18 protein-coding genes are annotated in these 26,537 nt (G+C 64.7%); 6 read left to right on the top strand and 12 right to left on the bottom strand.

The features are described 5' to 3' along the window. Positions 1 to 50: 50 nt before the first annotated feature. On the top strand, positions 51 to 440 hold the full coding sequence (locus VC352_RS16155) for a DUF4345 family protein (RefSeq protein WP_322980542.1): 390 nt from the start codon (positions 51 to 53) through the stop codon (positions 438 to 440). A gap of 76 nt (positions 441 to 516) precedes the next feature. Here VC352_RS16155 and trmA read toward each other — a convergent pair whose 3' ends face one another. The 10 genes from trmA to VC352_RS16105 form a co-directional block, all read right to left on the bottom strand. Then, positions 517 to 1,605: a tRNA (uridine(54)-C5)-methyltransferase TrmA gene (gene trmA / locus VC352_RS16150; RefSeq protein WP_322980541.1), complete on the bottom strand. Its 1,089-nt coding sequence runs from the start codon at positions 1,603 to 1,605 to the stop codon at positions 517 to 519. Between the two features lie 225 nt (positions 1,606 to 1,830). Continuing rightward, positions 1,831 to 3,120 (bottom strand): NCS2 family permease, encoded by a 1,290-nt coding sequence (locus VC352_RS16145; protein ID WP_322980540.1) that lies wholly within the window; start codon positions 3,118 to 3,120, stop codon positions 1,831 to 1,833. 210 nt (positions 3,121 to 3,330) lie between these two features. Then, positions 3,331 to 4,353, bottom strand: coding sequence for a bifunctional DNA-binding transcriptional regulator/O6-methylguanine-DNA methyltransferase Ada (ada, locus tag VC352_RS16140; protein ID WP_322980539.1), 1,023 nt, complete (start codon positions 4,351 to 4,353; stop codon positions 3,331 to 3,333). Between the two features lie 283 nt (positions 4,354 to 4,636). Further along, positions 4,637 to 5,605: a peptide ABC transporter ATP-binding protein gene (locus tag VC352_RS16135; RefSeq protein ID WP_322980538.1), complete on the bottom strand. Its 969-nt coding sequence runs from the start codon at positions 5,603 to 5,605 to the stop codon at positions 4,637 to 4,639. Then, complete coding sequence (locus VC352_RS16130) at positions 5,605 to 6,561, bottom strand: oligopeptide/dipeptide ABC transporter ATP-binding protein (protein WP_322980537.1); 957 nt, start codon at positions 6,559 to 6,561, stop codon at positions 5,605 to 5,607. The genes VC352_RS16135 and VC352_RS16130 overlap by 1 nt, the downstream gene beginning before the upstream one ends. Before the next feature lie 10 nt (positions 6,562 to 6,571). Next, positions 6,572 to 7,486 (bottom strand): ABC transporter permease subunit, encoded by a 915-nt coding sequence (locus VC352_RS16125; RefSeq protein ID WP_322980536.1) that lies wholly within the window; start codon positions 7,484 to 7,486, stop codon positions 6,572 to 6,574. Between the two features lie 117 nt (positions 7,487 to 7,603). Further along, positions 7,604 to 8,614 (bottom strand): ABC transporter permease subunit, encoded by a 1,011-nt coding sequence (locus tag VC352_RS16120; RefSeq protein WP_322980535.1) that lies wholly within the window; start codon positions 8,612 to 8,614, stop codon positions 7,604 to 7,606. Between the two features lie 184 nt (positions 8,615 to 8,798). Beyond that, on the bottom strand, positions 8,799 to 10,397 hold the full coding sequence (locus VC352_RS16115; RefSeq protein ID WP_322980534.1) for an ABC transporter substrate-binding protein: 1,599 nt from the start codon (positions 10,395 to 10,397) through the stop codon (positions 8,799 to 8,801). Between the two features lie 54 nt (positions 10,398 to 10,451). Next, on the bottom strand, positions 10,452 to 12,050 hold the full coding sequence (locus tag VC352_RS16110; RefSeq protein ID WP_322980533.1) for an ABC transporter substrate-binding protein: 1,599 nt from the start codon (positions 12,048 to 12,050) through the stop codon (positions 10,452 to 10,454). Positions 12,051 to 12,271: 221 nt separating this feature from the next. Beyond that, entirely contained in the window at positions 12,272 to 12,985 is a 714-nt protein-coding gene (locus VC352_RS16105; RefSeq protein ID WP_322980532.1) for an SIMPL domain-containing protein, read from the bottom strand. A gap of 222 nt (positions 12,986 to 13,207) precedes the next feature. On the opposite strand from VC352_RS16105, the gene VC352_RS16100 reads away from it, so the two are divergent. The 4 genes from VC352_RS16100 (at position 13,208) to VC352_RS16085 (ending at position 16,982) form a co-directional block, all read left to right on the top strand. Then, positions 13,208 to 14,461 carry an ATP-binding protein gene (locus tag VC352_RS16100; RefSeq protein ID WP_322980531.1) on the top strand — a complete coding sequence of 418 codons (1,254 nt, stop codon included), beginning with the start codon at positions 13,208 to 13,210 and terminating at the stop codon, positions 14,459 to 14,461. 15 nt (positions 14,462 to 14,476) lie between these two features. Beyond that, positions 14,477 to 15,037 (top strand): response regulator transcription factor, encoded by a 561-nt coding sequence (locus VC352_RS16095; protein ID WP_322980530.1) that lies wholly within the window; start codon positions 14,477 to 14,479, stop codon positions 15,035 to 15,037. Positions 15,038 to 15,485: 448 nt separating this feature from the next. Beyond that, on the top strand, positions 15,486 to 16,427 hold the full coding sequence (locus VC352_RS16090; protein ID WP_322980529.1) for an AEC family transporter: 942 nt from the start codon (positions 15,486 to 15,488) through the stop codon (positions 16,425 to 16,427). Between the two features lie 33 nt (positions 16,428 to 16,460). Beyond that, positions 16,461 to 16,982 carry a hypothetical protein gene (locus VC352_RS16085; RefSeq protein WP_322980528.1) on the top strand — a complete coding sequence of 174 codons (522 nt, stop codon included), beginning with the start codon at positions 16,461 to 16,463 and terminating at the stop codon, positions 16,980 to 16,982. A gap of 165 nt (positions 16,983 to 17,147) precedes the next feature. Here VC352_RS16085 and pbpC read toward each other — a convergent pair whose 3' ends face one another. Both pbpC and VC352_RS16075 read right to left on the bottom strand, forming a co-directional pair. Further along, positions 17,148 to 19,442, bottom strand: coding sequence for a penicillin-binding protein 1C (gene pbpC / locus VC352_RS16080; protein WP_322980618.1), 2,295 nt, complete (start codon positions 19,440 to 19,442; stop codon positions 17,148 to 17,150). Between the two features lie 97 nt (positions 19,443 to 19,539). After that, positions 19,540 to 25,332 (bottom strand): alpha-2-macroglobulin, encoded by a 5,793-nt coding sequence (locus VC352_RS16075; RefSeq protein WP_322980527.1) that lies wholly within the window; start codon positions 25,330 to 25,332, stop codon positions 19,540 to 19,542. A 408-nt stretch (positions 25,333 to 25,740) separates the two neighbouring features. On the opposite strand from VC352_RS16075, the gene VC352_RS16070 reads away from it, so the two are divergent. Continuing rightward, positions 25,741 to 26,529, top strand: a complete 789-nt coding sequence (locus VC352_RS16070) for a YfaP family protein (protein ID WP_322980526.1) — start codon at positions 25,741 to 25,743, stop codon at positions 26,527 to 26,529. Positions 26,530 to 26,537 lie beyond the last annotated feature (8 nt).

The following is a 26,537-nucleotide window of genomic DNA, read 5'->3' as shown; positions in this document are numbered from 1 at the left end:
ACTGACGGCGCCTATGCTGCTGGCTGCCTTCAACGATCAGGAGCCCGCCGATGCTGTTCGCCCGAATCGTACTGATGATCCAGATTGTCGCCCTCGCCGGTCTGGGGCTGGCCTACTTCATTCGCCCCGAGGAAATGGCCAGCTTCAGTGGTGCGCTGTTGATGGGCAATGCCGCCGTCACCGAGGTGCGCGCCTACTACGGCGGCCTGCAACTGGGCCTGGCCGCCTACCTGGTGATGGCGCTGACGCGCCTGGATCTGTTGCGCCCGGCGCTGACGCTGCTGACTCTGCTCTACGCCGCGCTGGCCCTAGCGCGTATCGCCGGTCTGTGGCTGGACGGCGGCGCGCAGCAAACCTTCAACCTGACGGCGCTGCTGCTGGAGGTGATATCAGCCGGGTTGGCCTGGTGGGCGTTGCGGGGGATTCAGCGCGAGAGCTGATGGGCGATCGGGCACTTCACGCAGGTGGACAAAAAGCGTTGTCCACCTTACTGCCGTGGCCCGGTTGCACTCAGGCTTAGCGCCTTTCCAGCAGCACACCCGCTTCCATGTGGTGGGTGTAGGGGAACTGGTCGAACAGGGCGCAGCGCGTCACCTTGTGGGTGTCGGCGAGCTGGGCGATGTTGGCGGCCAGGGTCTCCGGGTTGCAGGAGATGTACAGGATACGTTCGAAGCGCCGGGTCAGCTCGCAGGTGTCCGGATCCATCCCGGCGCGCGGCGGGTCGACGAAGACGCTGCCGAAGTCGTAGCTCTTGAGGTCGACATCGGCCAGGCGGCGGAACGGGCGCACCTCGTTGAGCGCCTGGGTCAGTTCCTCGGCGGACAGGCGCACCAGCTCGACATTGCTCACGCCGTTGTCGGACAGGTTGGCCAGGGCGGCGTTCACCGAGGTCTTGCTGATCTCGGTGGCCAGCACGCGGCGCACGCGGGTGGCCAGCGGCAGGGTGAAGTTGCCGTTGCCGCAGTACAGCTCGAGCAGGTCGTCGTCGCGCTGGCCGAGCACATCAACCGCCCAGCCAAGCATCTTCTCGCACACCCGGCCGTTGGGCTGGGTGAAGGCGCCTTCCGGCTGGCGGTAGCGGAAGCTGCGTCCGGCCACGCTCAGTTCTTCTTCCACGTAATCGCGGCCGATCACCAGGCGCTGGCCACGGGAGCGGCCGACCAGGCTGACGTTCAGCTCGGTCGCCAGTTTTTCCGCCTCGGCCTGCCAGGCGGCGTCCAGCGGGCGGTGGTAGGCCAGGGTGATCAGCGCATCGCCAGCCAGTGTGGTGAGGAACTCGACCTGGAACAGCTTGAACGACAACGCCTCGCTGGCCTGCCAGGCGGCGCGCAGGCGCGGCATCAGGTCGTTGATGCGCAGGCTGGCGATGGGGAAGTCGTCGAGCAGGATCGGTGTGTGCTTGTCGCCCTGGGCGAACATCGCGTAGTGGCGCTGGCCGTCTTCACGCCACAGACGGAATTCGGCGCGCATGCGGTAGTGCTCGCGTGGCGAGTCGAACACCTTGGGTTCCGGTGCAGCGAACGGCGCCAGCAGTTCGACCAGGCGGGCCTTCTTCTCGGCGAGTTGGGCGTCGTAGGTGGCGGGGTCGAATGCGGGGCGGCTCATCGGTCACTCATGCGGGCTGAAAAACGGGGCGCCATTGTAGCGATTCCGTTGCCGATGTGCCGGTGTCGTCGATCATTGGTGGGGCGTGGCGGGTGGGCGCTTTGAGCGCAAAGGGATGGTCTGGAGGGGAAGAGGTGGGCTGAAGCCCACCCTACAGCCCACCCTACGCGACACTCGATCCATGTAGGGTGGGCTTCAGCCCACCAATGACAAGAGCGCCTGCTCTCAGAACAGCGCCAGCTTGATCACGCAGAAGATGGCCAGCGCCACCAGCATGCCGTTCAGCTCGCGGAAGCGGCCGGCCAGGGTCTTGGCGGCGACCCAGGTGATGAAACCGAAGGCGATGCCGGTGGCGATGGAGTAGGTCAGCGGCATGGCCAGCGCGGTGACTACCACCGGGGCGGCGACGGTGATGTCGTCCCACTCGATCTCGGCCATGCCCGAGGCCATCAGCACGGCGACGAACAGCAGCGCCGGGGCGGTGGCGAAGGCCGGTACGCTGCCGGCCAGTGGGGCGAAGAACAGGGCGAGGAGGAACAGCACGGCGGTGACGATGGCAGTCAGGCCGGTGCGCCCGCCGGCGCTGACGCCGGCTGCCGACTCGATGTAGCTGGTGGTGGTGCTGGTGCCCAGCAGCGAGCCGCCGAGTGCAGCGGTGCTGTCGGCGATCAGGGCGCGGCCCATCTTCGGCAGGTGGCCGTCCTTGCGCATCAGGCCGGCTTTCTTGGCTACGGCGATCAGGGTGCCGGAGTTGTCGAACAGGTCGACGAAGAGGAAAGCGAAGATCACGCTGACCAGGCCCACGTCCAGCGCACCGGCGATATCCAGTTGCAGGAAGGTTGGGGCCAGCGACGGCGGCATCGATACCACGCCGCCGAACTGGCTGACTCCGAGCAGGATACTCAGGCCGGTGACCACCAGAATGCTGATCAGCACCGCGCCGGTCACACGCAGCGCTTCCAGGCCGATGATCAGGAAGAAACCGAGGATCGCCAGCAGTGCAGCGGGCGAGCCGAGGTCGCCGAGGCCGACCATGGTTGCCGGGTTGGCGGCGACGATGCCGGCGTTCTGCAGGGCGATCAGCGCCAGGAACAGGCCGATACCAGCGGCGATGGCCGAGCGCAGCTCCAGCGGGATGCTGTTGATGATCCATTCGCGGATCTTGAAGATCGACAGCAGGAAGAACAGGCACGCCGAGAGGAACACCGCGCCGAGGGCGACCTGCCAGGTGTGGCCCATGCCCAGTACCACGGTGTAGGTGAAGAAGGCGTTGAGGCCCATGCCTGGCGCCAGGGCGATCGGGTAGTTGGCGATCAGACCCATGACCACGGAGCCGAAAGCCGCCGCCAGGCAGGTGGCGACGAATACCGCGCCCTTGTCCATGCCGGTCTCGCCGAGGATGCTCGGGTTGACGAAGAGGATGTAGGCCATGGTCAGGAAGGTGGTGACCCCGGCCAGTATCTCGGTACGCACGTTGGTGTTGTGGGCTTGGAGTTGGAACAGTCTTTCCAGCATGTGGGGCTCCCCGGTGCGCGAGCGCGCGGCAATGGTCAGAGTCCAAGCAAAGCACATTCACCAGAATGCGCCTCGAACAGGCTTGGTTCCGCGAAAGCCGCGCATCATAGCAGCAAGATTTTTCCCGGTGAATTTATGACTGGACGGACAGCTTCCTACCTGTGAGTCGCGGCTTTACGCCGTCTGCAATCCACTACGGGTGAGCGCTGATCAGGCGCCTTCCTGCTCCAGCAATTGCCGCTTGCGCAGCAATCCCCAGCGGTAGCCGCCGGGGCTGCCGTCGCTGGCCACCACCCGGTGGCAGGGCAGCAGCAAGCCGATGGCATTGCTGGCGCAGGCACGCGCCACGGCGCGTGGGTGGCTATCGAGTTGCGCGGCCAGTTCGCCGTAGCTGCGCGTTTCACCGCTGGGGATGCGTTGCAGAGCCTGCCAGACCCGCTGCTGGAAGGCCGTGCCGCGAATGTCCAGGGGCAGATGGGCGGCGCGCTCGGGTTCTTCGAGTTGCGCCAGTACCTGTTGCAGCCAGGTGTGCAGGCCCTGGTCGTCCCGCTGCAGATGGGCGGCGGCGAAGCGCTGCTGCAACTCGCTGTGCAAGGCTTCAGCGTCGTCACCGAAGAGCAGGGCACAGACGCCCTTGGCGCTGCTGGCGAGCAGCACCTGGCCCAGCGGGCAGGTGGCGATGGCGTAGCGTAGATGTTCACCGTTGCCCTGTTGGCGCCGCTGGCTTGGGCTCATAGCCTGCGGTTTTTCGTACAGGGCGCGGGTGCCGGAGTAGCCGGCCGCCAGGGCGGCCTGCAGCACGCTGGACGCGCCGGGCAATTGCGTATCGAGACGCTTGCGCCGCTCGGCGGCGGCCCAGGCATTGGGCGTAAGGCCGGTGCGCGCCTTGAAGGCGCGGGCCAGGTGCGACGGCGACAGGCCGATGCGCGCGGCCAGTTGCGTCAGGCTCAGGCGTTGTTCGCCGCGCAGCAGCTCACAGGCGGCCGCGACCAACGCATCGAGCTGCTGCGCCGGGCTCTGGCCCTGTGGCGAACAGCGCTTGCAGGGACGGAAACCAGCGGCCTCGGCGCTATTGGCGTCGGGGTGGAAGCTGACGTTGTCGCGCCGTGGCCGACGCGCCGGGCAGTTCGGCCGGCAGTAGATGCCGGTGCTGTGCACGGCGAAAACGAAGCGACCGTCCTGCGCCGCGTCACGTTCGCAAACGGCCTGCCAGCAGCGATCCGGGTCGAGCATGGCGCGGGCTCCATTTAATGACGATGGCCGGATTGTCCTGCGCGCATCGCCGGCTGCCAATCCGCATCGCGCTTTCAAACCGAATCGGGGCGTGAGCGGTAGGAGGGGCTTTAGCCGCGAGCTGTTTGTCGCGGCTAAAGCCCCTCCCACGGGTTCGTGCTGTGCAGGTCGATTAGAGGTTCTCGTGCTGAAACCGCTCCCAAGCCAGGCGCACCTGACCGGTAGGAGCGGCTTCAGCCGCGAAAAGGGCTGGCACGGCACCGCGTGTTGATTGGCCTGCGTGTCAGGCAATCCGCTCCACATGATGGCAGGCCACCTGCCGCGCATCGATCAAGCGCAGCTCTGGGCGTTCGCCACGGCAACGCTCGTCGGCATGCGGGCAGCGCTTGTGGAAGGCGCAGCCGGACGGTGGGTTCAGCGGGTTGGGCAACTCACCGCTGATCTTCATCCGCGGCTTGGCCGGATCAGGGTGAATCGTCGGCGTCGCCGAGAGCAGGGCGCGGGTGTAAGGGTGCAGTGGCCGACTGTAGAGCGCTTCGGCTGGGCCGATTTCCGCCGGGCGACCGAGGTACATCACCAGCACGTCGTCGGCAACGTGGCGCACCACCGAGAGGTTGTGCGAGATGAACACGTAGCCGGTGTCGAACTGCTCCTGCAGATCCATGAACAGGTTGAGCACCTGCGCCTGGATCGACACGTCCAGCGCCGAGGTCGGTTCGTCCGCCACCAGCACCTTGGGTTGCAGCATCATGGCGCGGGCCAGGGCGATGCGCTGGCGCTGGCCGCCGGAGAACATGTGCGGGTAGCGCTGGTAATGCTCGGGGCGCAGGCCCACCTGCTGCATCATCGTCTGCACCTTGTCGCGGCGTTCGGCGCGCGACAGGTTGGTGTTGATCAGTAGCGGCTCGGCCAGTTGATCGCCGATCTTCTGCCGCGGGTTGAGCGAGGCATAGGGGTTCTGGAACACCATCTGCACGTCGCGGCGCAACTGCTTGCGCTCGGCCTTGCTGGCGCCGGCCACTTCGCGCCCGGCAATCTGCAGGGAACCGGCGCTGGGCTCCTCGATCAGGGTCAGGGCGCGGGCCAGGGTGGATTTACCGCAGCCGGACTCGCCGACCACCGCCAGCGTCTTGCCAGCCTGCAGGCTAAAGGACACGCCGTTGAGTGCCTGCACCGTGGCCGCCGGTTGGAACAGGCCGCGCGAGACGTTGTAGTGACGCGTCAGCTCATGGGCTTCGAGTACGGTGCTCATCAGGCCACCTCCAGCGGGAAGAAGCAGCGCGCGGCGCCACGGGCATGTTCGTCCAGGGTCGGACGTTGTTGGTGGCAGCGCTCCTGCACGTAGGGGCAGCGTGGTGACAGCAGGCAACCCAGCGGGCGGTCATAGCGGCCTGGCACGATGCCCGGCAGGGTGGCCAGGCGGCTGGCGCCTGCGCTGTGTTCCGGGATGGCCTTGAGCAGCGCCTCGGTATAGGGGTGACTGGGCGCGTCGAACAGCGTCGGGATGTGCCCCAACTCCACCGCTTGCCCGGCATACATCACGCAGACGCGCTGGGAGGTTTCGGCCACCACGGCCAGATCGTGGGTGATCAGCACCAGAGCCATGCCCTGGTCGCGTTGCAGGTTCAGCAGCAGTTCCATGATCTGCGCCTGGATGGTCACATCCAGCGCAGTGGTCGGCTCGTCGGCTATCAGCAGCTTGGGTTCGGCGGCAATCGCCATGGCAATGGCCACGCGCTGGCTCATACCCCCGGAAAGCTGGTGCGGGTAGGCGTCCAGGCGGCTGGCGGCCCCGGGTATTTCCACCCGTTCCAGTAGCTCCAGAGCACGTGCGCGCGCTGCCTTGCCCTTCAAACCGAGGTGCTGACGGAGCACTTCCTCGATCTGGAAGCCCACGGTGTAGCTGGGGTTGAGGGCGGTCATCGGATCCTGGAAGACCATGGCCAGATCCTTGCCCACGATGTGTCGGCGCTGGCGGCCCTTGAGGCGCAGCATGTCGGTGCCGTCGAACTGCATGCAGTCGGCCTGGACGATGCCGGGGGCGTCGATCAGGCCCATCAGCGCCATCATGGTCACCGACTTGCCGGAGCCGGACTCGCCGACGATGGCCAGCACTTCGCCCTGCTCGACGCTGAGGTCGAGGCCATCGACCACCGGCATGGCGGGGCCGAAGCGGACGGAGAGATTGCGGATATTCAGCAGGCTCATTCCGGGCTCCTCATTGCGCATTCTTGAGTTTCGGGTCAAGCGCATCACGCAGGCCGTCACCCATCAGGTTGATCGCCAGCACGCTCAGCAGAATCGCCAGGCCGGGCAGGCTCACCACCCACCAGGCGCGTTCGATGTAGTCACGCGCCGAGGCCAGCATGGTGCCCCACTCGGGCGTCGGCGGTTGTACGCCGAGGCCGAGAAAGCCCAGGGCGGCGGCATCGAGAATCGCCGAGGAGAAGCTCAGCGTGGCCTGCACGATCAGCGGTGCCGTGCAGTTGGGCAGCACGGTGACGAACATCAGCCGTGGCAGCCCGGCGCCGGCCAACTGCGCGGCGGTGACGTAGTCGCGGTTCAGCTCGCTCATCACCGCCGCACGGGTCAGGCGTACGTAGGACGGCAGCGAGACGATGGCGATGGCGAAGATGGTATTGATCAGCCCAGGGCCGAGGATGGCGACGATGGCCACCGCCAGCAGCAGCGAGGGCAGGGCCAGCATGATGTCCATCAGGCGCATGATGCTGGGGCCGAGCAGGCGCGGGAAGAACCCGGCGACCAGGCCCAGGAGGATGCCGGGGATCAGCGACATCAGCACCGAGGCCAGGCCGATCAACAGCGACAGGCGTGCGCCATGGATCAGCCGTGAGAGCAGGTCGCGGCCCAGTTCGTCGGTGCCGAGCAGGAACTGCCACTGGCCACCCTCCAGCCAAACCGGCGGGGTGAGGAGGAAGTCGCGGTATTGTTCGCTGGGATCGTGCGGCGCGACCCAGGGCGCGACCCAGGGCGCGAACAGTGCGCAGAACACCAGCAGGATCATGAAGGCCAGACCGCCGAGGGCGCCTTTGTTGTGGGCGAAGGCTTGCCAGAACTCCTTCAGCGGCGAAGGGTAGAGCAGGCTCTGGTCGAGGGTTGTTGAGGTGGTCATGGGCGCACCTCCCTTAGGGTGGACGACGCTTCACCCGTCCACCGTTGTCTTTGCTTGGTGGATGAAAAGAGCGTCATCCACCCTACGTGAGCAATGTGGTTATGCATGGCGCCTTCCTTACTTCTGATGGCGAATACGTGGGTTGGCCAGGCCATAAAGGATGTCCACGATGAAGTTGACCAGGATCACCAGGCAGGCGATCAGCAGGATGCCGTTCTGCACCACCGGGTAGTCGCGGGCGCCGATGGCTTCGATCAGCCATTTGCCGATGCCGGGCCAGGAGAAGATGGTTTCGGTCAGCACCGCGCCGGCCAGCAGGGCGCCGACCTGCAGGCCGAACACCGTTAGCACCGGGATCAGCGCATTGCGCAGGGCATGCACGAACACCACGCGTGTCGGCGACAGGCCCTTGGCCCGCGCCGTGCGCACGTAGTCCTCGCGCAGCACTTCGAGCATGGCCGAGCGGGTCATCCGGGCGATCACCGCCAGCGGGATGGTGCCCAGCACGATGGCGGGCAGAATCAGATGGCGCAGGGCGTCGACGAAGGCGCCTGGCTCATCGCTGAGCAGGGTGTCGATCAGCATGAAACCGGTGACCGGCGGGATGTCGTAGAGCAGGTCGATGCGCCCGGACACCGGCGTCCAGCCCAGGCCGACCGAGAAGAACATGATCAGCAACAGGCCCCACCAGAAAATCGGCATGGAGTAGCCGGTGAGGGCGATGCTCATCACGCCATGGTCGAGCAGCGAGCCGCGCTTGAGTGCCGCGACCACGCCGGCAATCAGCCCCAGGGTGCCGGCGAACAGCAGGGCGGCCAGGGCCAGTTCGACGGTGGCCGGGAACAGGGTGAGGAACTCGCTCCACACACTTTCGCGCGAGCGCAGCGATTCGCCCAGGTTGCCCTGGGCGAGTTGGCCGATGTAGTCGAAGTACTGTTGGTACAGCGGCTTGTTCAGACCCAGGCGCTCCATGGCCTGGGCGTGCATTTCCGGGTCGACGCGGCGTTCGCCCATCATCACTTCCACCGGGTCGCCGGGGATCAGGCGGATCAGCGCGAAGGTCAGCAGGGTGACGCCGAAGAAGGTGGGGATCAGCAGCCCCAGGCGTCTGGCGATGAATGACAGCATCAGGCGTTTTTACTCCATGACGGTATGTACTCACCGGACTGCATGGCCCGGTGTCGTTTTGGATAGTGCGTAGCCCGGATGCAATCCGGGGCATTCGCGGAGTGACAGGTGCCCTGTGGGAGGCGCTTCAGCGGCGACAGGTTCGCGGCTAAAGCCCCTCCCACAAAAGCATGGCGCGGAGGGCTCACGGCAGCTTCACCCGGGCAAAGTTGTTCGAGCCCAGCGGGCTGAGCACGAAGCCCTCGACGCCTTTGCGCAGCGCAACGAACTGCTTCGGGTGGGCGAGGGCGATCCACGGCGCCTGCTCATGGAAGATCGCCAGGGCCTGCCGGTACAACGCAGCGCGTTTGCTCTGCTCGGGCTCCTGGCGGGCCTGGGTGATCAGCGCATCGAAGGCCTTGTCGCACCAGCCCGCCTGGTTCTCCCCGCTTTCGGCAGCGGCGCAGGAGAGGTTGGGCGTGAGGAAGTTGTCCGGATCGCCGTTGTCGCCAGCCCAGCCCATGAACACCAGGTCGTGCTCGCCATTCTTGGCGCGCTTGATCAGCTCGCCCCACTCAAACACGCGGATGTTGCTTTGAATGCCGATGGCGGCAAGGTCGGCCTGCAGCATCTGCGCGCCGATCCCCGGATTGGGATTGGTCGGCCCGCCGCCGGGGCGGGTCCAGATCGACAGCTTGAAGCCGTCGGCGTGACCGGCTTCGGCCAGCAACTGGCGAGCGCGTTCGGGATCGTGCGGCCAATCCTTCAGCGTCGCGTCATGGCCCCACAGAGTGGCCGGATAGGGCGCCACGGCCGGCGTGGCATTGCCTTCGCCGAACTGCGCACGAATGTAGGCGGCCTTGTCGAAGGCCAGGTTCAGCGCCTGGCGCACGCGCACGTCGTCCAGCGGTGGGTGACGGGTGTTGATGCCAATATAGGCGGTCAGCAGCGAATCCAGTTCCAGCACCTGCAGCCTGGGGTCGGCCTTGAGTGCCGGGATATCCACCGGGCGGGGGAACAAGGTGATCTGGCAGTCACCGGCCTTGAGCCGTTGCTGACGCACGTTGGGCTCGGGGGTGATGGCCAGCACCAGGCGCTTGATCGCCGGTGCGCCGTTCCAGTAATCGGGGTTGCCGCGAAAGCGCACCTGGGCGTCCTTGGCATAACGCTCAAAGATGAACGGCCCGGTGCCGATGGGCTCGTTGTTCAGCCGCTCCGGAGTGCCAGCCGCGAGCAGGTGATCGGCGTATTCGGCCGAATAAATGGAGGCGAAGCTCATTGCCAGGTTGGCCAGGAAGGGCGCTTCCGGATGTTTGAGGACGAAGCGCACGTGGTGCTCGTCGAGCTTTTCCACGCGTTCGATCAACTGCGCCAGGCCCATGGCCTCGGCATAGGGGAAGCCGCGCAGCGACAGCCTGTGCCAGGGGTGATTAGGGTCGAGCTGGCGCTGGAAGCTCCACAGCACGTCGTCGGCGTTGAATTCGCGAGTGGGCGTGAAGCCCTTGTTGGCGTGGAACTTCACCCCCTTGCGCAGGGTGAAGGTGTAAACCAGGCCGTCATCGCTGATGTCCCAGCTTTGCGCCAGTGCCGGCACGATCTGCGTGCTGCCAGGGGCGAAGTCCACCAGGCGTTCGAACAGGGTTTCGGCGCTGGCGTCGGCCGTGGTCGCTGCGGTGTACTGGACGATGTCGAAACCTTCCGGGCTGGCTTCGCTGCACACCACCAGGTCGTCTGCGGCCTGCGCGTGCACGCTCAGCATCACGGCCAGCAACAGGCCGCCGCGTAGAAAGGGCATGGGAAACATGGGTAACTCCTGACCAGGGTAGAAGCGGCGTGTCCGTGGACACGCCGCCTGCCATCACTTGGCGATACCTACACCATAGAAGGAGTTCAGCGCGAAGGGGCTGATGCGGAAGTCATGCACTTCCTTGCGCATCGGCTGGTACACGGTGGAGTGCGCCAGCGGGGTGATCGGCACCTCACGCTTGAGGATCACCTGCGCCTGCTTGTACAGCTCGGTGCGCTTGTCGACGTCGGTGGTGCGCTTGGCGGCCTTGACCAGCTTGTCGTAGTCCTCGAAGCACCACTTGGAGAAGTTGTTGCCGTCGACCGCATCGCAGCCGTAGAGGGTGCCGAGCCAGTTGTCCGGGTCACCGTTGTCGCCGCTCCAGCCGATCAGCATGGCGTCATGCTCGCCGGCTTTGGCACGCTTGAGGTACTCGCCCCACTCGTAGCTGACGATGCGCGCCTTGATACCGATCTTGGCCCAGTCGGCCTGCAGCATCTCGGCGATCTGTTTGGCGTTGGGGTTGTACGGGCGCTGCACCGGCATGGCCCACAGGGTGATCTCGGTGCCTTCCTTGACCCCGGCCTGCTTGAGCAGGGCCTTGGCTTTCTCCGGGTCGAAGGCCGGATCCTTGATGTCCTCGTTATACGACCACTGGGTCGGTGGCATGCCGTTGACGGCGAGCTGGCCGGTCTTCTGGTACACCGCATCGAGGATCGCCTGCTTGTTCACCGCCATGTCCAGCGCCTGGCGCACTTCCAGCTTGTCGAACGGCGGGTGAGTGACGTTGTAGGCGATGTAGCCGACGTTGAAACCGGCCTGCTCGGGCATCAGCAGGTTGGCCTCCTTCTGCAGCGAGTCGACGTCTGCCGGGCGCGGATTCAGGGTGACGTGGCATTCGCCGGCCTTGAGTTTCTGCATGCGCACCGAGGCATCGGTGTTGATGGCGAAGATCAGGTTGTCGATCTTCACGTCATCGGGCTTCCAGTAGTCCTTGTTGCCCTTGTAACGGATCACTGCGTCCTTCTGGTAACGGCTGAACACGAAGGGGCCGGTGCCGATCGGCTTCTGGTTGATGTCGGCGGCCTTGCCGGCCTTGAGCAACTGGTCGGCGTACTCGGCGGACTGGATCGAGGCGAAGCTCATCGCCAGGTTCTGGATGAAGGCGGCGTCCACGGCATTGAGGGTGAAACGCACGGTCATGTCATCGAGCTTCTCCACCTTGGCGATGTTGCTGTCCATGCCCATGTCGGTGAAGTAGGGGAACTCGGTGGGGTACGCCTTGCGGAACGGATGATCCTTGTCGAGCATGCGCTCGAAGGTGAACAGCACGTCGTCGGCGTTGAAGGTGCGGCTGGGCGTGAAGTACTCGGTGGTGTGGAACTTCACCCCGGGGCGCAGCTTGAAGGTGTAGACCAGGCCGTCATCGGAGACCGTCCAGCTTTCGGCCAGGCCGGGCTCGACCTTGGTGCCGCCGCGCTCGAACTGGGTCAGACGGTTGAAGATGGTCTCCGCTGCCGCGTCGAAATCGGTGCCGGTGGTGTACAGGCCGGGGTCGAAACCGGCGGGGCTGCCTTCGGAGCAGAACACCAGGTTGGCGGCGCTGGCGAAGGGGGCGCTGGCGATCAGCCCAGCGGTGAACAATGCCTGGATCAGGGCGTTCTTGCGCATCTTGACCTCATCGTTGTTGTGCTTGTTGGCGAGGAACCCCTTTTGAGGGCCTCCTGGCAAGCTATGCAGGGCATGTGCCCGAGGCAAGTGGCTTGTTGCGTTCAACGCGGGTTGTGTGACGACTTTGTACGCTCGTGTCGCATTTATGAAATTTGCCGGGGAAAACATGGCAAAGCGCCGTTATCTGCCTTGAACGGCGCTGCCTGATGCTGGGGCGTGGCTCAGGGCATCTGCACTTCGATGACGCCATCGGCCGTCACCGTCACCTGGCTGGTGCCGGCTTCGATCTGTGGCGTGGGCGCTGCGTCCATCATTTCCATGCTCTTGGCAGCGTAGGCGCGCATCGCCATCGGCGGCTGGAAACCGCCGGTGTTGAGGCTCAGGTTGACCAGCTTGTAACCGCTGCCGCCAAGGGCTTCGGTCGCCAGTTGTGCGCGTGCCTTGAAGGCGTTGACTGCGTCCTTGAGCATGGCGTCCTCGCGGGTCTTGCGGGTATCGCTGGCGATGCTGAAGTCCATGCCAGCCATCTTCATCGATTGCAGCAGCTCACCGGTGAGGGTGGACAGGCGGGCGAAATCGGCGCTTTCCAGGCGCACCTCGGCACGCTCGCGCCAGGCGGTGATCTTCTGGCCCTTGTCATCGTAGACCGGGTAGCTGTTGCGGCTGCCCAGCTTGACCGCCACGCCCTTGACCTGGCGCGCCTGCTCCAGGGTCTTGTTGAGGGTGGTGGTGATCTCGGCGGCCAGCTTGGCCGGGTCGCTGTGCTGCGACTCGGTGTAGAGGGTGACGTGCATCAGGTCATGGGCGACCTCCTGGTTCACTTCGGCGCGCAGGGCGATCTGGTTGTAGCGCGGCTCGTCGGCGAGCAGGGCGGTACTGGCCAGGCTGGCGGCCGTCAGGGCCAGGGCGGTGGCGAGGCGGGTCAGGTTTCGCATGAGGCAGTTCCTTTTTCAGTGGCCGCAATGGCCGTTTCCCGAGGGTAGACGAAGGCATTCGGCGAACGGGGTTAAGTCGCGTGCATTTTTTGGAAATCGGTTTTTGATACCGAACCGCTGCAGAAAAGACGAATAACCTTTCCCCTCCGTGCGTCCGGTTGCCGCAGCGGCGGAAGGCCGCGACTGGCTTGGTTATACTCGGCTCCAACCAATGGAGTCGCCATGCTCGAACCCGTTCAGCTACTGTCCGCCAGCCGCCAGAACCTCTGGCGCCTGACCCTCATCCGTATTCTCGTGCTCGCCGCCCAGGCCGGTTCGGTCGGCCTCGCCTACAAATCGGGCGTGCTGCCTTTACCCTGGCTACAACTGTCGGTGACGCTGGGCGTCTCGCTGCTGCTGTGCCTGATCACGGCGCTGCGCCTGCGCGGCCCTTGGCCGGTCACCGAGGTGGAATACGCGGCGCAACTGGCCTGCGACCTGATCATTCACAGCGTGCTGCTGTACTACTCGGGCGGTTCAGCCAACCCCTTCGTGTCCTATTACCTGGTGCCGCTGACCATCGCCGCAGCGACCCTGCCGTGGATGTTCACCATCGCGCTTTCCGGTCTGGCGCTGGCTGGTTACACCATCCTGTTGGTGTGGACGCACCCGATGGTGCTGCCGGCTGCACGCGAGAGTCTGCTGATCTATGGCATGTGGCTGAGCTTCGCCCTGGCGGCTGCGCTGATCACCTTTTTCGTTGCCAAGATGGCCGAGGAGCTGCGCCGTCAGGACGAATTGCGCGCCGAGCGCCGCGAGGAAAGTCTGCGTGACCAGCAACTGCTGGCCGTGGCCACTCAGGCTGCCGGCGCGGCCCACGAGCTGGGCACACCGCTGGGCACCATGAGCGTGCTGCTCAAGGAGCTGCGCCAGGAATACCGCGACAAGCCGGCCCTGCAGGACGACCTGGCGCTGCTGCAGGAGCAGGTCAAGCTGTGCAAGTTCACCCTGCAACAGTTGGTGCGTGCCGCCGAGAACGACCGGCGCCAGGCCGTGGTGGAACAGTCCTGCGTCGAGTGGCTGGAAACCACGCTCAATCGCTGGCACCTGATGCGCCCCGAGGCCAGCTATCGCTACCAGTGCCTTGGGCGCGGCACGCCGCCGAACCTGATGCCGCCAGCCGATCTCACCCAGGCGCTGCTCAACTTGCTGAACAACGCCGCTGACGCCTGCCCGGACAAGCTCGACATCCGCCTCGACTGGGATCACCAGTGGCTGCGCCTGACCATTCGCGACCACGGCGTGGGTGTGCCGCTGGCCATCGCCGAACAACTGGGCCGACCCTTCTTCACCACCAAGGGCAAGGGCTTCGGTCTCGGCCTCTTCCTCAGCCAGGCCAGCGTGACCCGTGCCGGTGGTACGGTTAAGTTGTATAACCACGAGGAAGGCGGCACCCTCACCGAATTGAAGTTGCCGCGTACTTACGGCGTGGCCTGATTAGGAAAACCAAGCATGAGCGAAGAATCCCTGTTCGAAGGCGAAGAGCATCCGCACCTGCTGTTGGTGGATGACGATCCCACCTTCACCCGTGTGATGGCGCGCGCCATGAGCCGTCGTGGCCTGCGTGTGTCCACTGCCTCCAGCGCCGAAGAAGGCCTGGCCCTGGCCAAGGAAGACCTGCCGGACTACGCCGTGGTCGACCTGAAGATGGAAGGTGACTCCGGCCTGGTGCTGCTGCCCAAGCTGCTGGAACTGGATGCGGAGATGCGCGTGGTAATCCTCACCGGCTACTCCAGCATCGCCACCGCCGTGGAAGCCATCAAACGCGGCGCTGCCAATTACCTGTGCAAGCCGGCCGACGCCGATGACGTGCTCACCGCCTTGATCTCCGAGCACGCCGATCTCGACAGCCTGGTGCCGGAAAACCCGATGTCGGTGGATCGCCTGCAGTGGGAACACATCCAGCGCGTGCTGGCCGAGCACGAAGGCAATATCTCTGCCACTGCCCGCGCCCTGGGCATGCATCGCCGCACCCTGCAGCGCAAACTGCAGAAACGCCCGGTACGGCGCTGAGTGTAGGCGTGGCGCCGGGCTCGGCATGGCCTGGCGGACTGTTCGCTTCGCTCCTGAGTCCACCCTACGCCGCTTGGGCCACAGGGTGGGCTTTAGCACCGTAGGGTGGGCTTCAGCCCACCAGCGAAGCGTGTACTCGGCTCTGGCTTCCTGCGTCGTTGCTGGGCGTCTTGGACGTGAGCCCTGGCACAAGGTTCGGCATGGCCCGGCGGGCTGTTCGCTTCGCTCCTGAGCCCGCCCTGCAGCCGACCTATGAGCAGAGCCCGCCGGTGGATCGCGCTTTTCATAGGAGCGGCTTCAGCCGCGAAGCCTTTGCTTCACCGGCCTGATCGCGGCTGAAACCCAATGCCGGCCAACCGTCCCACGCAAGCGAATATTGGCGCTCCGTGCCCATAGCCGATAAATGCTTAGCCAGCTAACATAGGTCGTCAGACAACTCTGGTGCCCCATGTTCGCTGTCGCCGCCGAAACCCTCGCCATCACCGCGCCCGTGTTCGCCATGCTGTTTCTCGGTGTGGTGCTCAAGCGTTTGCGCTGGATCGACGGCGCCTTCATCGATACCGCATCGAGCCTGGTGTTTCGCGGCACCATGCCGACCCTGCTGTTTCTCGGCGTGGTCAAGGCCGATCTGGACAAGGCCATCCAACCCGAGCTGCTGACCTACTTTTTCCTGGCCACCGTGGCTTCGTTCTTCGTCGCCTGGGCCTGGGCGATCTGGCGCGTGCCGTTTGCCGAGCGCGGCATCTACACCCAGGGCGCCTTTCGCGGCAACAACGGCATCATCGGCCTGGCCCTGGCCACCAGCCTATACGGCGATTACGGGCTGGCGGTCGGCTCCTTGCTCGCCGCCCTGGTGATCCTTTGCTACAACGTGCTCTCTGCCGTCGTGCTGGCCATCTACACCCCCGGAGTGACGCCGAGCGTCAAAACCATCACCCTGAGCATCGTCAAGAACCCGCTGATCATCGGCGTGCTTGCGGCGGTGCCCTTCGCCTACTGGCAGATTCCGTTGCCGCAGTGGCTGCTGACCTCGGCGCAATACTTCGCCCAGATGACCCTGCCGCTGGCGCTGATCTGCATTGGCGGCACGCTGAGCCTGGCCTCGCTGCGCCGCAGCAGCGATGTGGCCATCGGTTCGAGCCTGATGAAGATGGTCTGGCTGCCGCTGTTGGCGACGCTGGGCGCCTGGCTGTGTGGCTTCCGCGATGCGGATCTGGCGATCCTCTTCCTCTACTTCGCCTGCCCGACGGCGGCCTCCAGCTTCGTCATGGCGCGTGCCATCGGCGCCAATCACGAACTGGCAGCGGCGATCATCGTCATCACTACCCTAATCGCCGTGGTGTGCATCAATACCGGCTTGCTGCTGTTGCAGTGGGGCGGCTGGATATAGCCCGTACAGGGGCGTCTTTTCAGGGAGCGAAGCGTGAGTGATTCCATCCATTGGTTCGTTGTGAGCTGCGCCTCTGAGAAGGAGGCGCAGCGACGTGCCGAGCAGATGCTGGGCTGGTTGGTCGAGCGCGGTGTCGTCGCGGCGCAAGCCTGCCCGAGTACGGGTCTTTATCCACCGGGCGCAGCAGCACAGGGGTATGACTCCGGCATCGAGTTCTGTGGCGTGAAACTGGTACGGGAGCGCACGGTATTCCACGCCGGCGACAGTGGTCTGGATGGCCTGGTCTGCCCGCAGTGCCGAGAGACCGCTGCTGCGGAAGATATTGCCTGGGATGATGCCGTCGGGAGCTGGTTCGCCGGGCAGGACGACGTAACGCTGAGCTGCCCGGCCTGCGAGCGGGCCAGCAGCCTGCACGATTGGCAGTTTCTGCCCATGCCCTGGGCGTTCGGCAATCTGGGTCTGGGATTCTGCAATTGGTGGCTGGATGAGGCGCTGATCCAGGCGTTGCTCAAAGAGTTGGGGGTGGGTGTGTGCCAGGTGCATGAGCATCTTTAGCAGGCTGTTGAAAAACTACCTGCGTTGGCAATACTGCGTTTAAAACGACCTCAAAATGCTCATTTACAACACGTAAACTGCGCTTTCTCGGTCGTTTTTGCCTTGTCTTGCCTGCCTCGACTACGTTTTTCAACGGCCTGCTAGCGCTGCCTGATCGACTGATGATCAGGGCAGGAACTCCACGCTGAGCACGCGAGTGCTACTACGACCCAGATCATCACTGACCTGTAGCCGATAACGACCGGATTTTTCCGGACGCCAGTTCAGCGCCTGCTGTGGCGTACTCTGGCCGATCAAACTGTGGTCGGCGAACCAGTAGAGCAGACGTGCATCGGCGGCGGCGCTGGCGCTCAGGGTGATGCGCTCCTGTGGTTGTGACAGGCGTAGGCTGTAGGTCACTTGAGTCAGGGGCGAGCTGATGCGCGGCGTATCGTTGCTGTCGATGGCCGCCGGGATCTGGCAGTCGCGTTCGGCGTCGGGTGGTGTGCGCCGGGGTAGACCGGCGGCGGCGAACAGACGCTGCAGTTCGGATGGCCAGAACTCGAAAACTTGCAGTTCGCTGGTCGCCGGGTCGAACGGTGGGCAGGCCGCCTTACCGCTGCGCCGATCAACCATCACCGGACGGTGCAGGTTGGATACGCGGATCGGCGATACGCCAGGGATGTACCAGGTCATACGGGTCTGTGGGCACCAGCGATTGGGCAATTCGCCCGAGGCGGCACACACCGCGAGGCGGGTCAGCCCAGCAGGCGGCTGGTCGGCCACCGGAGAGGCTTCCGGCACGGTCAGCGGCAGGGCATCGGCAATGCGGAAGAACAGCGGCGCAGCAGTCTTGATGCCTACGAAGGCGGGATTCGGTGTGGCGTCGAAGTTGCCGACCCACACCACCAGCACGTAGGGGCCGACCATGCCGGCGCTCCAGGCGTCGTGGAAGCCCCAGGAGGTGCCGGTCTTCCAGGCCACCGGCCAGTCGCGGCCACGGGCATCGGCTGGCAGGCCGTCCGGGCGTGGGTTGTGCCGCAACATGTCGCGCACCATGAAGGTCGCCTGGGGCGACAGCAACAGCGCGCCAGGCTCGCTGCGTTCCTCGCGCAGCCAGCGCAATGGGCGCAGACGTCCGTCGCCCGCGAGCATCAGGTACAGCTTGGCCAGTTCGGCAGGTGTCAGCTCGCCCCCTCCGAGTGCCAGGGCCAGGCCATAGTGGCCTTCGCTGCGCAGGCCGCGCACGCCAGCACGCAGTAGCAGTCCGTGTAGAGAGGGCTGTCTGAGCTGATTGGCCAGCCATACGGCAGGTACGTTGCGGCTGCGGATCAGCGCGTCCTGGGCGGTCAGCGGGCCGGCGAATCGACCGTCGAAGTTCTCTGGCTGGAAGGCGCCGAAGGCGCTGGGGGCATCCCGCAGAATGCTCATCGGCTGGATCAACCCCTGATCCAGGGCCAGGGCGTAGAGCAGGGGTTTGAGTGTCGAGCCCGGCGAGCGCCGCGCCTGCACGCCGTTGACCTGACCGTCGATGCTGGCATCGAAGTAATCGGCTGAGCCGACCATGGCTTTCACCGCCTGGTCACGGCTGTCCACCAGGATCGCCGTGGCATTGCGCACGCCTTGCCGACGTTGGTCATGGACGAACTGCGTGATCAGGCGCTCCAGGCGCCGCTGCAGACGCAGGTCGAGGGTGCTGTGCAGCACGTCGCCCGTTTGCATGGCGAGCAGTTGCTCGCTCAGGTGGGGGGCGCGGAAGGCCAGTTGGCGGCGGGTGCGCGCGGGTAATGGCAGTTCCAGCAGGCCTTCGTTGCGCGGATCGTCGGCATGCACCTGGCGCCATTTAGCCATCAGTTGCAGGCGCGCGCGTTGCAAGTCCGGGCCGAACTGGCCTCGTCGGGGTTGCTGGGGAATGACCGCCAGGGCCAAGGCTTCACTGAGCGACAACTGCTCGGCGCTCTTGCCGAAGTAGATGCGACTGGCGGCCTCCACGCCTTCGATATTGCCGCCCATGGGGGCCAGGTTGAGGTAGGCCTCGAGGATGTCGTGCTTGCTATGACGGGCTTCTAGCCACAGGGCCAGGGCGATCTGCTGCAACTTGCCGCTGATAGTGCGCGAGTTGAGGCCGTACAGGCGGCGTGCCAGCTGCATGCTCAGGGTCGAGCCACCCTGGCGCATGCTGCCGCTGTAGGTGGACAGCGCCGCGCGAAGCAGGGCACCAGGGTCGACGCCGGGATGCCAGTGGAAGTTGCGATCCTCCTTGAGCAGCAGCGCTTCGACCATCGCTGGGGCAATGCGCTCCAGGGCGAGCCATTGACGGAACTGGCCATCGCTGGCCAGGGTCAGGCGCAGCAGCTCGCCGTTTTCCGCCAACACCATGCGTGATAGCGGCGCGGCCTCGCGCAGAGGGGCGTGCGGCCACAGGCGCAGACCCAGTAGCAGCAGGGTCAACAGGGCGAGGCCGTACAGGCCGCGTTTCATCCAGGACATGAGGCTTGGCTGCCAGGGCGCGGCGTACACAGCAGCGTGTCGCGGGTGTGTACGGCCTGGCGCCGATCAGGTTGAGAGTGATTCGGGCTCAGGGCTTGACGATCTCCAGTGTGCCGGCCTTGCTACGGGCCTGCAGGGTGGTGTCGTACATGCCTTCGGCGTAGGCCGGTGGTGTACCGAAGGTGCCGGCATTGGTGGCGCGCACACGGTACACGAAGGAGGTGGCGTTGCGATAAACGGTGCCGTAGAGCACCACTCGATCCTCGCGCACATCGGCGAATTCGGGATGCCAGTCGCTCATGGCCATCTCGCCGACCGGGGGAATCCAGTCGGGGCTATCGCCATTGCTGGACGCCGAAGGGTTGTACACCGGCTCGGTGCCACCTGGCAGGAGGTCGACCACCGCGATCTGGCTCACCTGGTCGAAGTCCTTGGCGCGCAAGCGCAGACGCACCAGGAATTCGTCACCGACGCGTACCTTGCTTACCGGCTCGCCGGCCAGATCGAGGTATTCGTGACTGATCTCCAGACCCTCGGCAATCACCTTGTTCGGTGCTCCACGGTCGTAACCGCCCTCGCTGAGCATGTAGAACAACGGAGCGCTGCTTTCCTGGCGCAGGAGTAGCATCTTGCTGGCCGGTGGTACGTCACTGACCGGTGGTTTGCCGCTCAACTGCAGCACCTGTTCGTTCTGCTTGCTCAACCAGGCACTGACTTGCAGGTTCTGACCTTCCTCGGCGCGCGTTCCGTAGCCATCCAGGGCGCGCAACAGCAGGGCGGCCGACAACGAGTTGTAGCGCTGTTCGTTGAGGCGCTTGCCGAGTGCTTCGAGCAGCTTCACCGGTACGTCGTCGAGTTTGTCAGGGAAGTGCCGGGCGAGCAGGCGCAGATGCTCGGCATCGTGGGTCAGCGGGTCGTAGTACAGGCCGTAGCGACTCCAGCTCTTCTCCAGATTACGCCAGTGCAGTTGGGCGAACAGCGTATCGGCCTGCTTGTCCTGTTTCAGCAGCTTGTAGCTGGCGGCCAGGTAGGCTGCACCGATGTCCTGTTGCCAGCTCTGGCTGTGATAGGTCTCGTAGCGCTCACGGATATCGGCCAGGGCGCCGCTGACCAGCACGCCCTGGCGGCTCAGCAGGTAGGCGGCGTAAGCGCGGTGGCGCAGTTGTTCCAGCCCTTCGCTAGGGCTGTTGGCCACTTGCGACAGGTAGGCGTTGGTCCGTACGAGGAGGTCGCCGGGCACCGGGAAGTTGCGCTCCTTGGCCTCGATCAAAAAGTCACTGGCATACAGGCTGGCGAAAGGCGAGGAGTGCGGGCTGGCTGCCCACAGACCGAAGCCGCCCTCCAGATTCTGCCGTGAGCGCAGGATGCGCAGGGCGTTGTCGAAGGACTGCAGGGCTTGAGGCTCGACGCCGTTCGCCGAGCTCCCCCAGACCAGTGCCGGCATGGCCTTGGACACCAGCTGTTCGGTGCAGCTATAGCCATAGTCGTTCAGGTAGCTTTGCAAGCCACTGGCCCAGACCAATGGCGAGCCAGCAGCGGCGAAGCGTACTTCGCGCCATTGCGGGTAGAGGTCGCGGCTGACAGCCACTTCACCGCTGCGCGCCTGAGTACGACCGAGATTCAGGGTCACGCGGCGTTCCGCCAGGGGCCTGATCGAGATGCTTTCGCCGATCTTCACGCGTTTGCCATCGGCCAGGGTGGCGACGAAGGTCAGCTCTGCCGAACCCAGTTCTTCGCCGGCCAGCAGCTCGATTTCCACCGCGCCTTCCTTGCGAGGTGCCAGTTGCAGGGCGTTCTGGCCGTTGTCCTGCACCTTCAGCCCACTGCTGGTCTCCAGGCTGAGCGTGACGTTCGCCGCTTGCGGCAGGTTGTTGAACACCCCGGCGCTGACCTTGAAACGGTCGCCAGGGGCGACGAAGGCCGGCACGTTGGGGGTGATCACCAATGGCCCACGGACTTCGCTGGCGCCTTCCGCTACGCCGATGCGCGCGTCATCCACCGCGACCGCGAACAGGTGCAGCTTGCCGTTGAAGTAATCCGGTACCGGGTAGTGGAAGTCGTTGTCCCCGGCCTGCAGTTCGACCAGGCCGGACCAGTAGGCTACCGGCGGTTTGCGCTTGCGCTTGAAGGGGTTGAGGTGGGCGGCGAGCAGGTCTTCGCCATCGCCGCCTGTCGCGGCTGCGTCGAGCAGGCGACTGAACTCCGGTAACAGTAGATCGAGAATCTGGCTGGTCTGCACTTCCAGCGCGCGTTTCTGGAAGAACTGCGCCAGCGGTGCGGGCGCCTTGTAACGCGCTACTTGCAGGATGCCTTCGTCGATGGCGTAGACCACCGCACGGCCAGGACGGTCGGTGCTGACCTTGATGTCCAGCGTCTGCCCTGGTTCGACATGCTTGGCGGCACTGATCGCAAGTGGGATACGCCGAGCGTCTAGCTCGATGCGCAGCGGTGCCACGGCATAGGACAGCGGGCTCATGTAGACCTCTGGCGAGGCGCTGTCGCGGACGAACTGCACGTTGACGTAGGCATTGCCCTCCAGCCCGGCGGGCAGGCGGATGCGCTGTACGCTGCTGGTGCTATCGGCCTTGAACCATTGGTGGGCGTAGACCTTGTCGCGCTCGATGGTGATCAGACCAGCACCGGTATAGGGGGCGCGGATGCTGATTTCGACTTCCTCGCCCTGGGCATAGGCAGGCTTATTCAGGCGCAGTTGCAACTCGGCGTTGCGCTCCAGCGAGCGACTGGCGTTGCCGCGCCCGGCCACACTGTAGTGCACCTGGTTCAATGGCGTGCCGTCGGCGGCCTTGAGGGTCAGGATGAAGTCACCCGGTTCGTCGGTCGCCAGGCGCTGCTTGCTGCCAGTGGCGGCGACGCTCAGCGGCTGACTACCGAGGGCGATCTGCTTGAGGCGTGACTGGTACTTGTAAGTCCCGTTGGACTGCTTGACCAGCACCGAGACATAGCGCTGTTCGACCAGTTCGGTGGACAGCCCGTCCACAGCCAGTGGTTTGAGATCGGGGCCGACGGCCTGCCACTTGACCTCCCGTTTGGCACCCTTGCTCACGTAGTCCAGTGAGTCGCTACTCTTGACCCCGACCAGCCAGGGTGCCGAGGACACCATCAGGCTGCTCTGGGCCGCTACGTTGCGCCCGCCTTCTGCTTCGAATACCCGTGCCAGCAGACTGAGGCGATAGGTATTGGCTGCATAGCGCTGCAGGCGCAGGTCGAAGCTGGCTTCGCCATTGTCGTCGGTCTGGCTCTCGGCCAGTTCCTCGCTGCTGCTGTCACTCAGCGAGTTGTCGAGGCGGAAGCGATAGTCAGCGTAGCCCTCGAAAGCGGCGTAGGCCGGCGACAGGGTCATTTCGGCGGTGACTCGGCGTGCTGAGGCAGGGGCACCGAACAGATGCATGGCCTTGACCTTGGCCTCGACCTGCTGCGGAGCGATCCAGCCTTTGACGGGCGCGTTGCTCAGGGTCGCGCTGACCTTCATGCGGTCGGGCTCGAAGTCGCGCACCTTGAATTCGACGCTGCCCAGTTCGCTTCGCCGCTCGTCATCCATCAGGTGCAGGCTGGCGTTGTAAGTGCCGGCAGGTGCCGCCTCGCTGGTGACGAAATCGAGGCTCTCGAAGCCACTGCTGGAGAGCTTCAAGCGCTGGCGCGACACGCTCTGCCCACGTGGGTCGCGTATCACCAACTCTACCGGCAGACCCTGCAGATGGGCACGCCAGTCGGCACTGCGCACGATCATGCCCAGGTGAGCGGTTTCGCCTGGTCGATACAGGCCGCGATCACTGAACAGGTAGGCGTTGAGGCGCTGTGTTTCGCCGTTCTCGTAGCGGCCTCCGATATCGAAACGCGATAGATCGAGCTGGTGTTGGCGGCGCGCTACGGGCAGGAAGGACTGATCGTTGCCGTAGTTGACCACGTACATCAGGGGTGTTTTTTCACGGCGCAGTTCATCGAGCTTGGCGAAGTGTGCCTGGCCATTGAGGTCGGTGTAGGCCGTGGCGACTGGCAGGCCATTGCGCCCGAGTATCTGTACCTCGGCGCCGGCCACCGGGCCGCCCTGGCTGAGTGACTGAACGAACAGGTCGTGGCTGCCATCGCTGCTGCGCTTGGCTATCAGGCCAAGATCGGTGACCACCACGAAGCGCAGGTCGCGAGTGGGCTGACTGTCGTAGTAGTCGAATGTGTCCCGGCTGGGGGCGTCCTGGGCGCTTAGCTTGATCACGAAGATGCCACGCCGTCCGCCTTGGGCGCTCAGGTAGGGGGACAGGTCGACATGGCTGTACTGGGTTTTCGAGGGATCGCTGGCGTCCAGTGGCAGGCGCACCTCCATGCGCTCGACCATGCGGTCGAAATAGCTGTTGGAGAGGCTGGGGCGGGCGAAGCTGCCGTTGTTCTGATCTACCAGGTGGTGCAACTGGTTGGGCAGCAGGCGCGAGATTTCCACCTGGGCGCCGCTGACGCCGCGCCCGAGGATACCCAGCCGCTGTTCACCATTGAGGCTGAGCAGAGCGCCTTCGGAGAGGAAGGACAGGGCCCGAGGGTACTTGGGCATCTGCAATAGGCTGTAGGTCGGATCCTTGGCCAGGTAGCCGCCAATGGCTTCGACCTGGGCGGCGACCTTCACGTAGAGATAGCGGCCCGGTTCGGCCTTGAACTTGAAGGCATGCAGGCTATTGAGCGGTTCAACGCTAGGAATGTGGCTCAAGGTCAGGCGTTCGGCCTTGGCCAGGGCTTGCTCGTCGACGTTCGAGGCATTCCAGTATGAGTTGCCTTCAGCATTGAGCTTGGGCAGCAGCCACGCCTGAACTTGACCTGCAATGGCCTCGTCGCTCACCGCGCTGGAGCTGTTGAACATCAGCACGGGCTCGGGCTCGCCACGGTCATTGTCGACGAACTGGATACTGCCAGTGCTGAAAGTCAGGCGATAGCGGCCGGGTACGCCTACCGAGGTGCGCAACGGCGTGGATGTGGCGTTGCCGCCGTCGCGTGCCTGCACGCCTTTATCCACGACCAGGCTGACATTGCTGCTCTCCAGTGGGGTGGCGAGCGGTGCGGAGTGCACATAGGCCTGCAGGCCGTCCTTGCTGAAACTGATATCCGCATTGGGTGGCACATCTTTGTCGCGGTATTCCAGACCTCGGTCGAGATTGATCGTGACGCGTTGGCGGAAGCCGTCGTGATTGACCGGGTGGGAGAAGTTGATGGTCGCCACCAGCTTCTTCAGGCTGGGCACCACCGGATCTTGATACAGCTCGCTGCTGCTGACTCTGGCCGTGAAGGGCTGGGTGCGCAGGCGGTATTGGTAATCTTCGAGCAAGACGCCTGCGGCCAGTAGACCTTTCTCGGCCATAACCACCTTGTAGCCAGCATCGATGGGCCAGTCGCCTTCTGGTGTAAAGGTCAGTAAGCGGTCGCTTGCCCAGTGCCAGGTGCCTTTGATCTCGGGCTGCAGCTCGATGCCCTGATGCACGGTTTTGCCGATGGCCTCCAGGGGCGCGACCGACTCGTTGAAGATGACTTGCAGGGGTGCCACGACCTGTGGCTCTTGGTTGTAGCGGGTCAGCGCCGGTGCCTTGACCGAATAGGCGACCGTATGAGGCACGGGCAGGTTCTTGTACCAGTACCAGGCATAACCACCAGCTGCACCGAGCGCTGCCAGCACCGCCAGGGTCGCCGCCGTCTGCTTGGGGCGCGCGCGCAACCAGCGCCCGCATTTGCATAGGCCCCGCCAGAGCAGCCCTAACCACGAAGGTGGCTGCCAGCGACCGAACACGGCGCTGAGCAGCCAACGCCCGAGGCGCAGCAGAGCGAGGGTGATAAATGTGCAAATGGCGAAAGCGCGGCGGCAGTACGACTGGATCGAGGCGAGCATAAGCATCCTTGCTGCATGACAGGGCGGGTCTGATATCCGCTGAGGCGACAGCATCGACTGTCGCGGGCACATTATGCTTCCGCCAGCCATCTTGGCGGCGGGTCAGGTGGAAATAAAATTCAACTGTTTGTGGGCTGCATCACGCCTGATTGGCCCGCCACTCTTTGATCACCTCGCGTGGTTCGCCTGGCGGGTTCGGTATTGCAGTGGCTGTTTGAGGGTGTGGGCTGGCTCTGGCGATCCGTTATTCCGCCTGCCCTACGGCGGCGTCCAGCTTTGTAGTGGCACGCGCCAAGGGGCGGCAAATGTGAACGGGTGTCAAACTTCACAAGCTTCCGGCGAGCGGTGATTGTAAGGCGATGTGTCACCCATTAGCCTTGGCACCTTCGTTCATTTAAGGGATTAAACATGAACCCCCTGCCGTGGTCGGCAAGCCTGGCGTTGTTCGCCGCGGCTGCCTGCGCAGACCCCGCCGCGAGCCTGGAAGGCCCAGCCGGTGGTTGGCGTCACGATGGCCTGCTGGAGCGCTCTTCCGATGCGCGCGTGGCCTACCCGACACCGCCGATCGACCGTGGTGGCCAGCGCGGCCGCAGCCTGATCGCCGGCAAGCTCGAGGGCACTCAGGGCCTGCGCCAGCCCTATGTGCTGGCGGTCAATGGCAATCCCCTGCCGCTGTATACCGATGATCAGGGCCGTTTCGTCCGTCCCTACAACTTCGGCGCCGGCTCCAACAGCGTCGAGGTGCGTGCCGACGGCAAGCCGCTGCGTCGCGTGCAGTTCTACGAAGCCAATCAGCTCAAGACGCCCGCTCGGGTGCGCATCGTCCTCGGCTGGGATGATCCCAAGGCCGAGCTCGACCTGCACGTGATCACCCCCGATGGTCAGCATGCCTACTGGGCCGACCCGGTGATGAGCAACGGCGGCGGCCTGGATGTGGACAGCGTCGACGGCCCCGGCCCGGAAATGTTCACCATGACCGCACCGCTGCACGGCACCTATCTGGTGTACGTCAACTACTGGGGCAACCTTGGCGGCCAGGGCTACAACTTCCAGGCCGGCAGCAACCAGAACGAGGTGATCACCGCGCAGATCAGCCTGGTGTTCAACGAAAACACTCTCAACGAGCGGCGCGAGACTTTCATCGTGCCGCTGCGCACCATCGGCGAGCTGTTGCCGGTGAAAACCTTCAACTATTGAACGCGGGT

It is taken from the genome of Pseudomonas sp. C11 (assembly GCF_034683865.1).
Classification (GTDB): Bacteria; Pseudomonadota; Gammaproteobacteria; order Pseudomonadales; family Pseudomonadaceae; genus Aquipseudomonas.
Note: the sequence above shows the minus strand (reverse complement) of the source record. Positions and strands in the feature narration are given on the sequence as shown.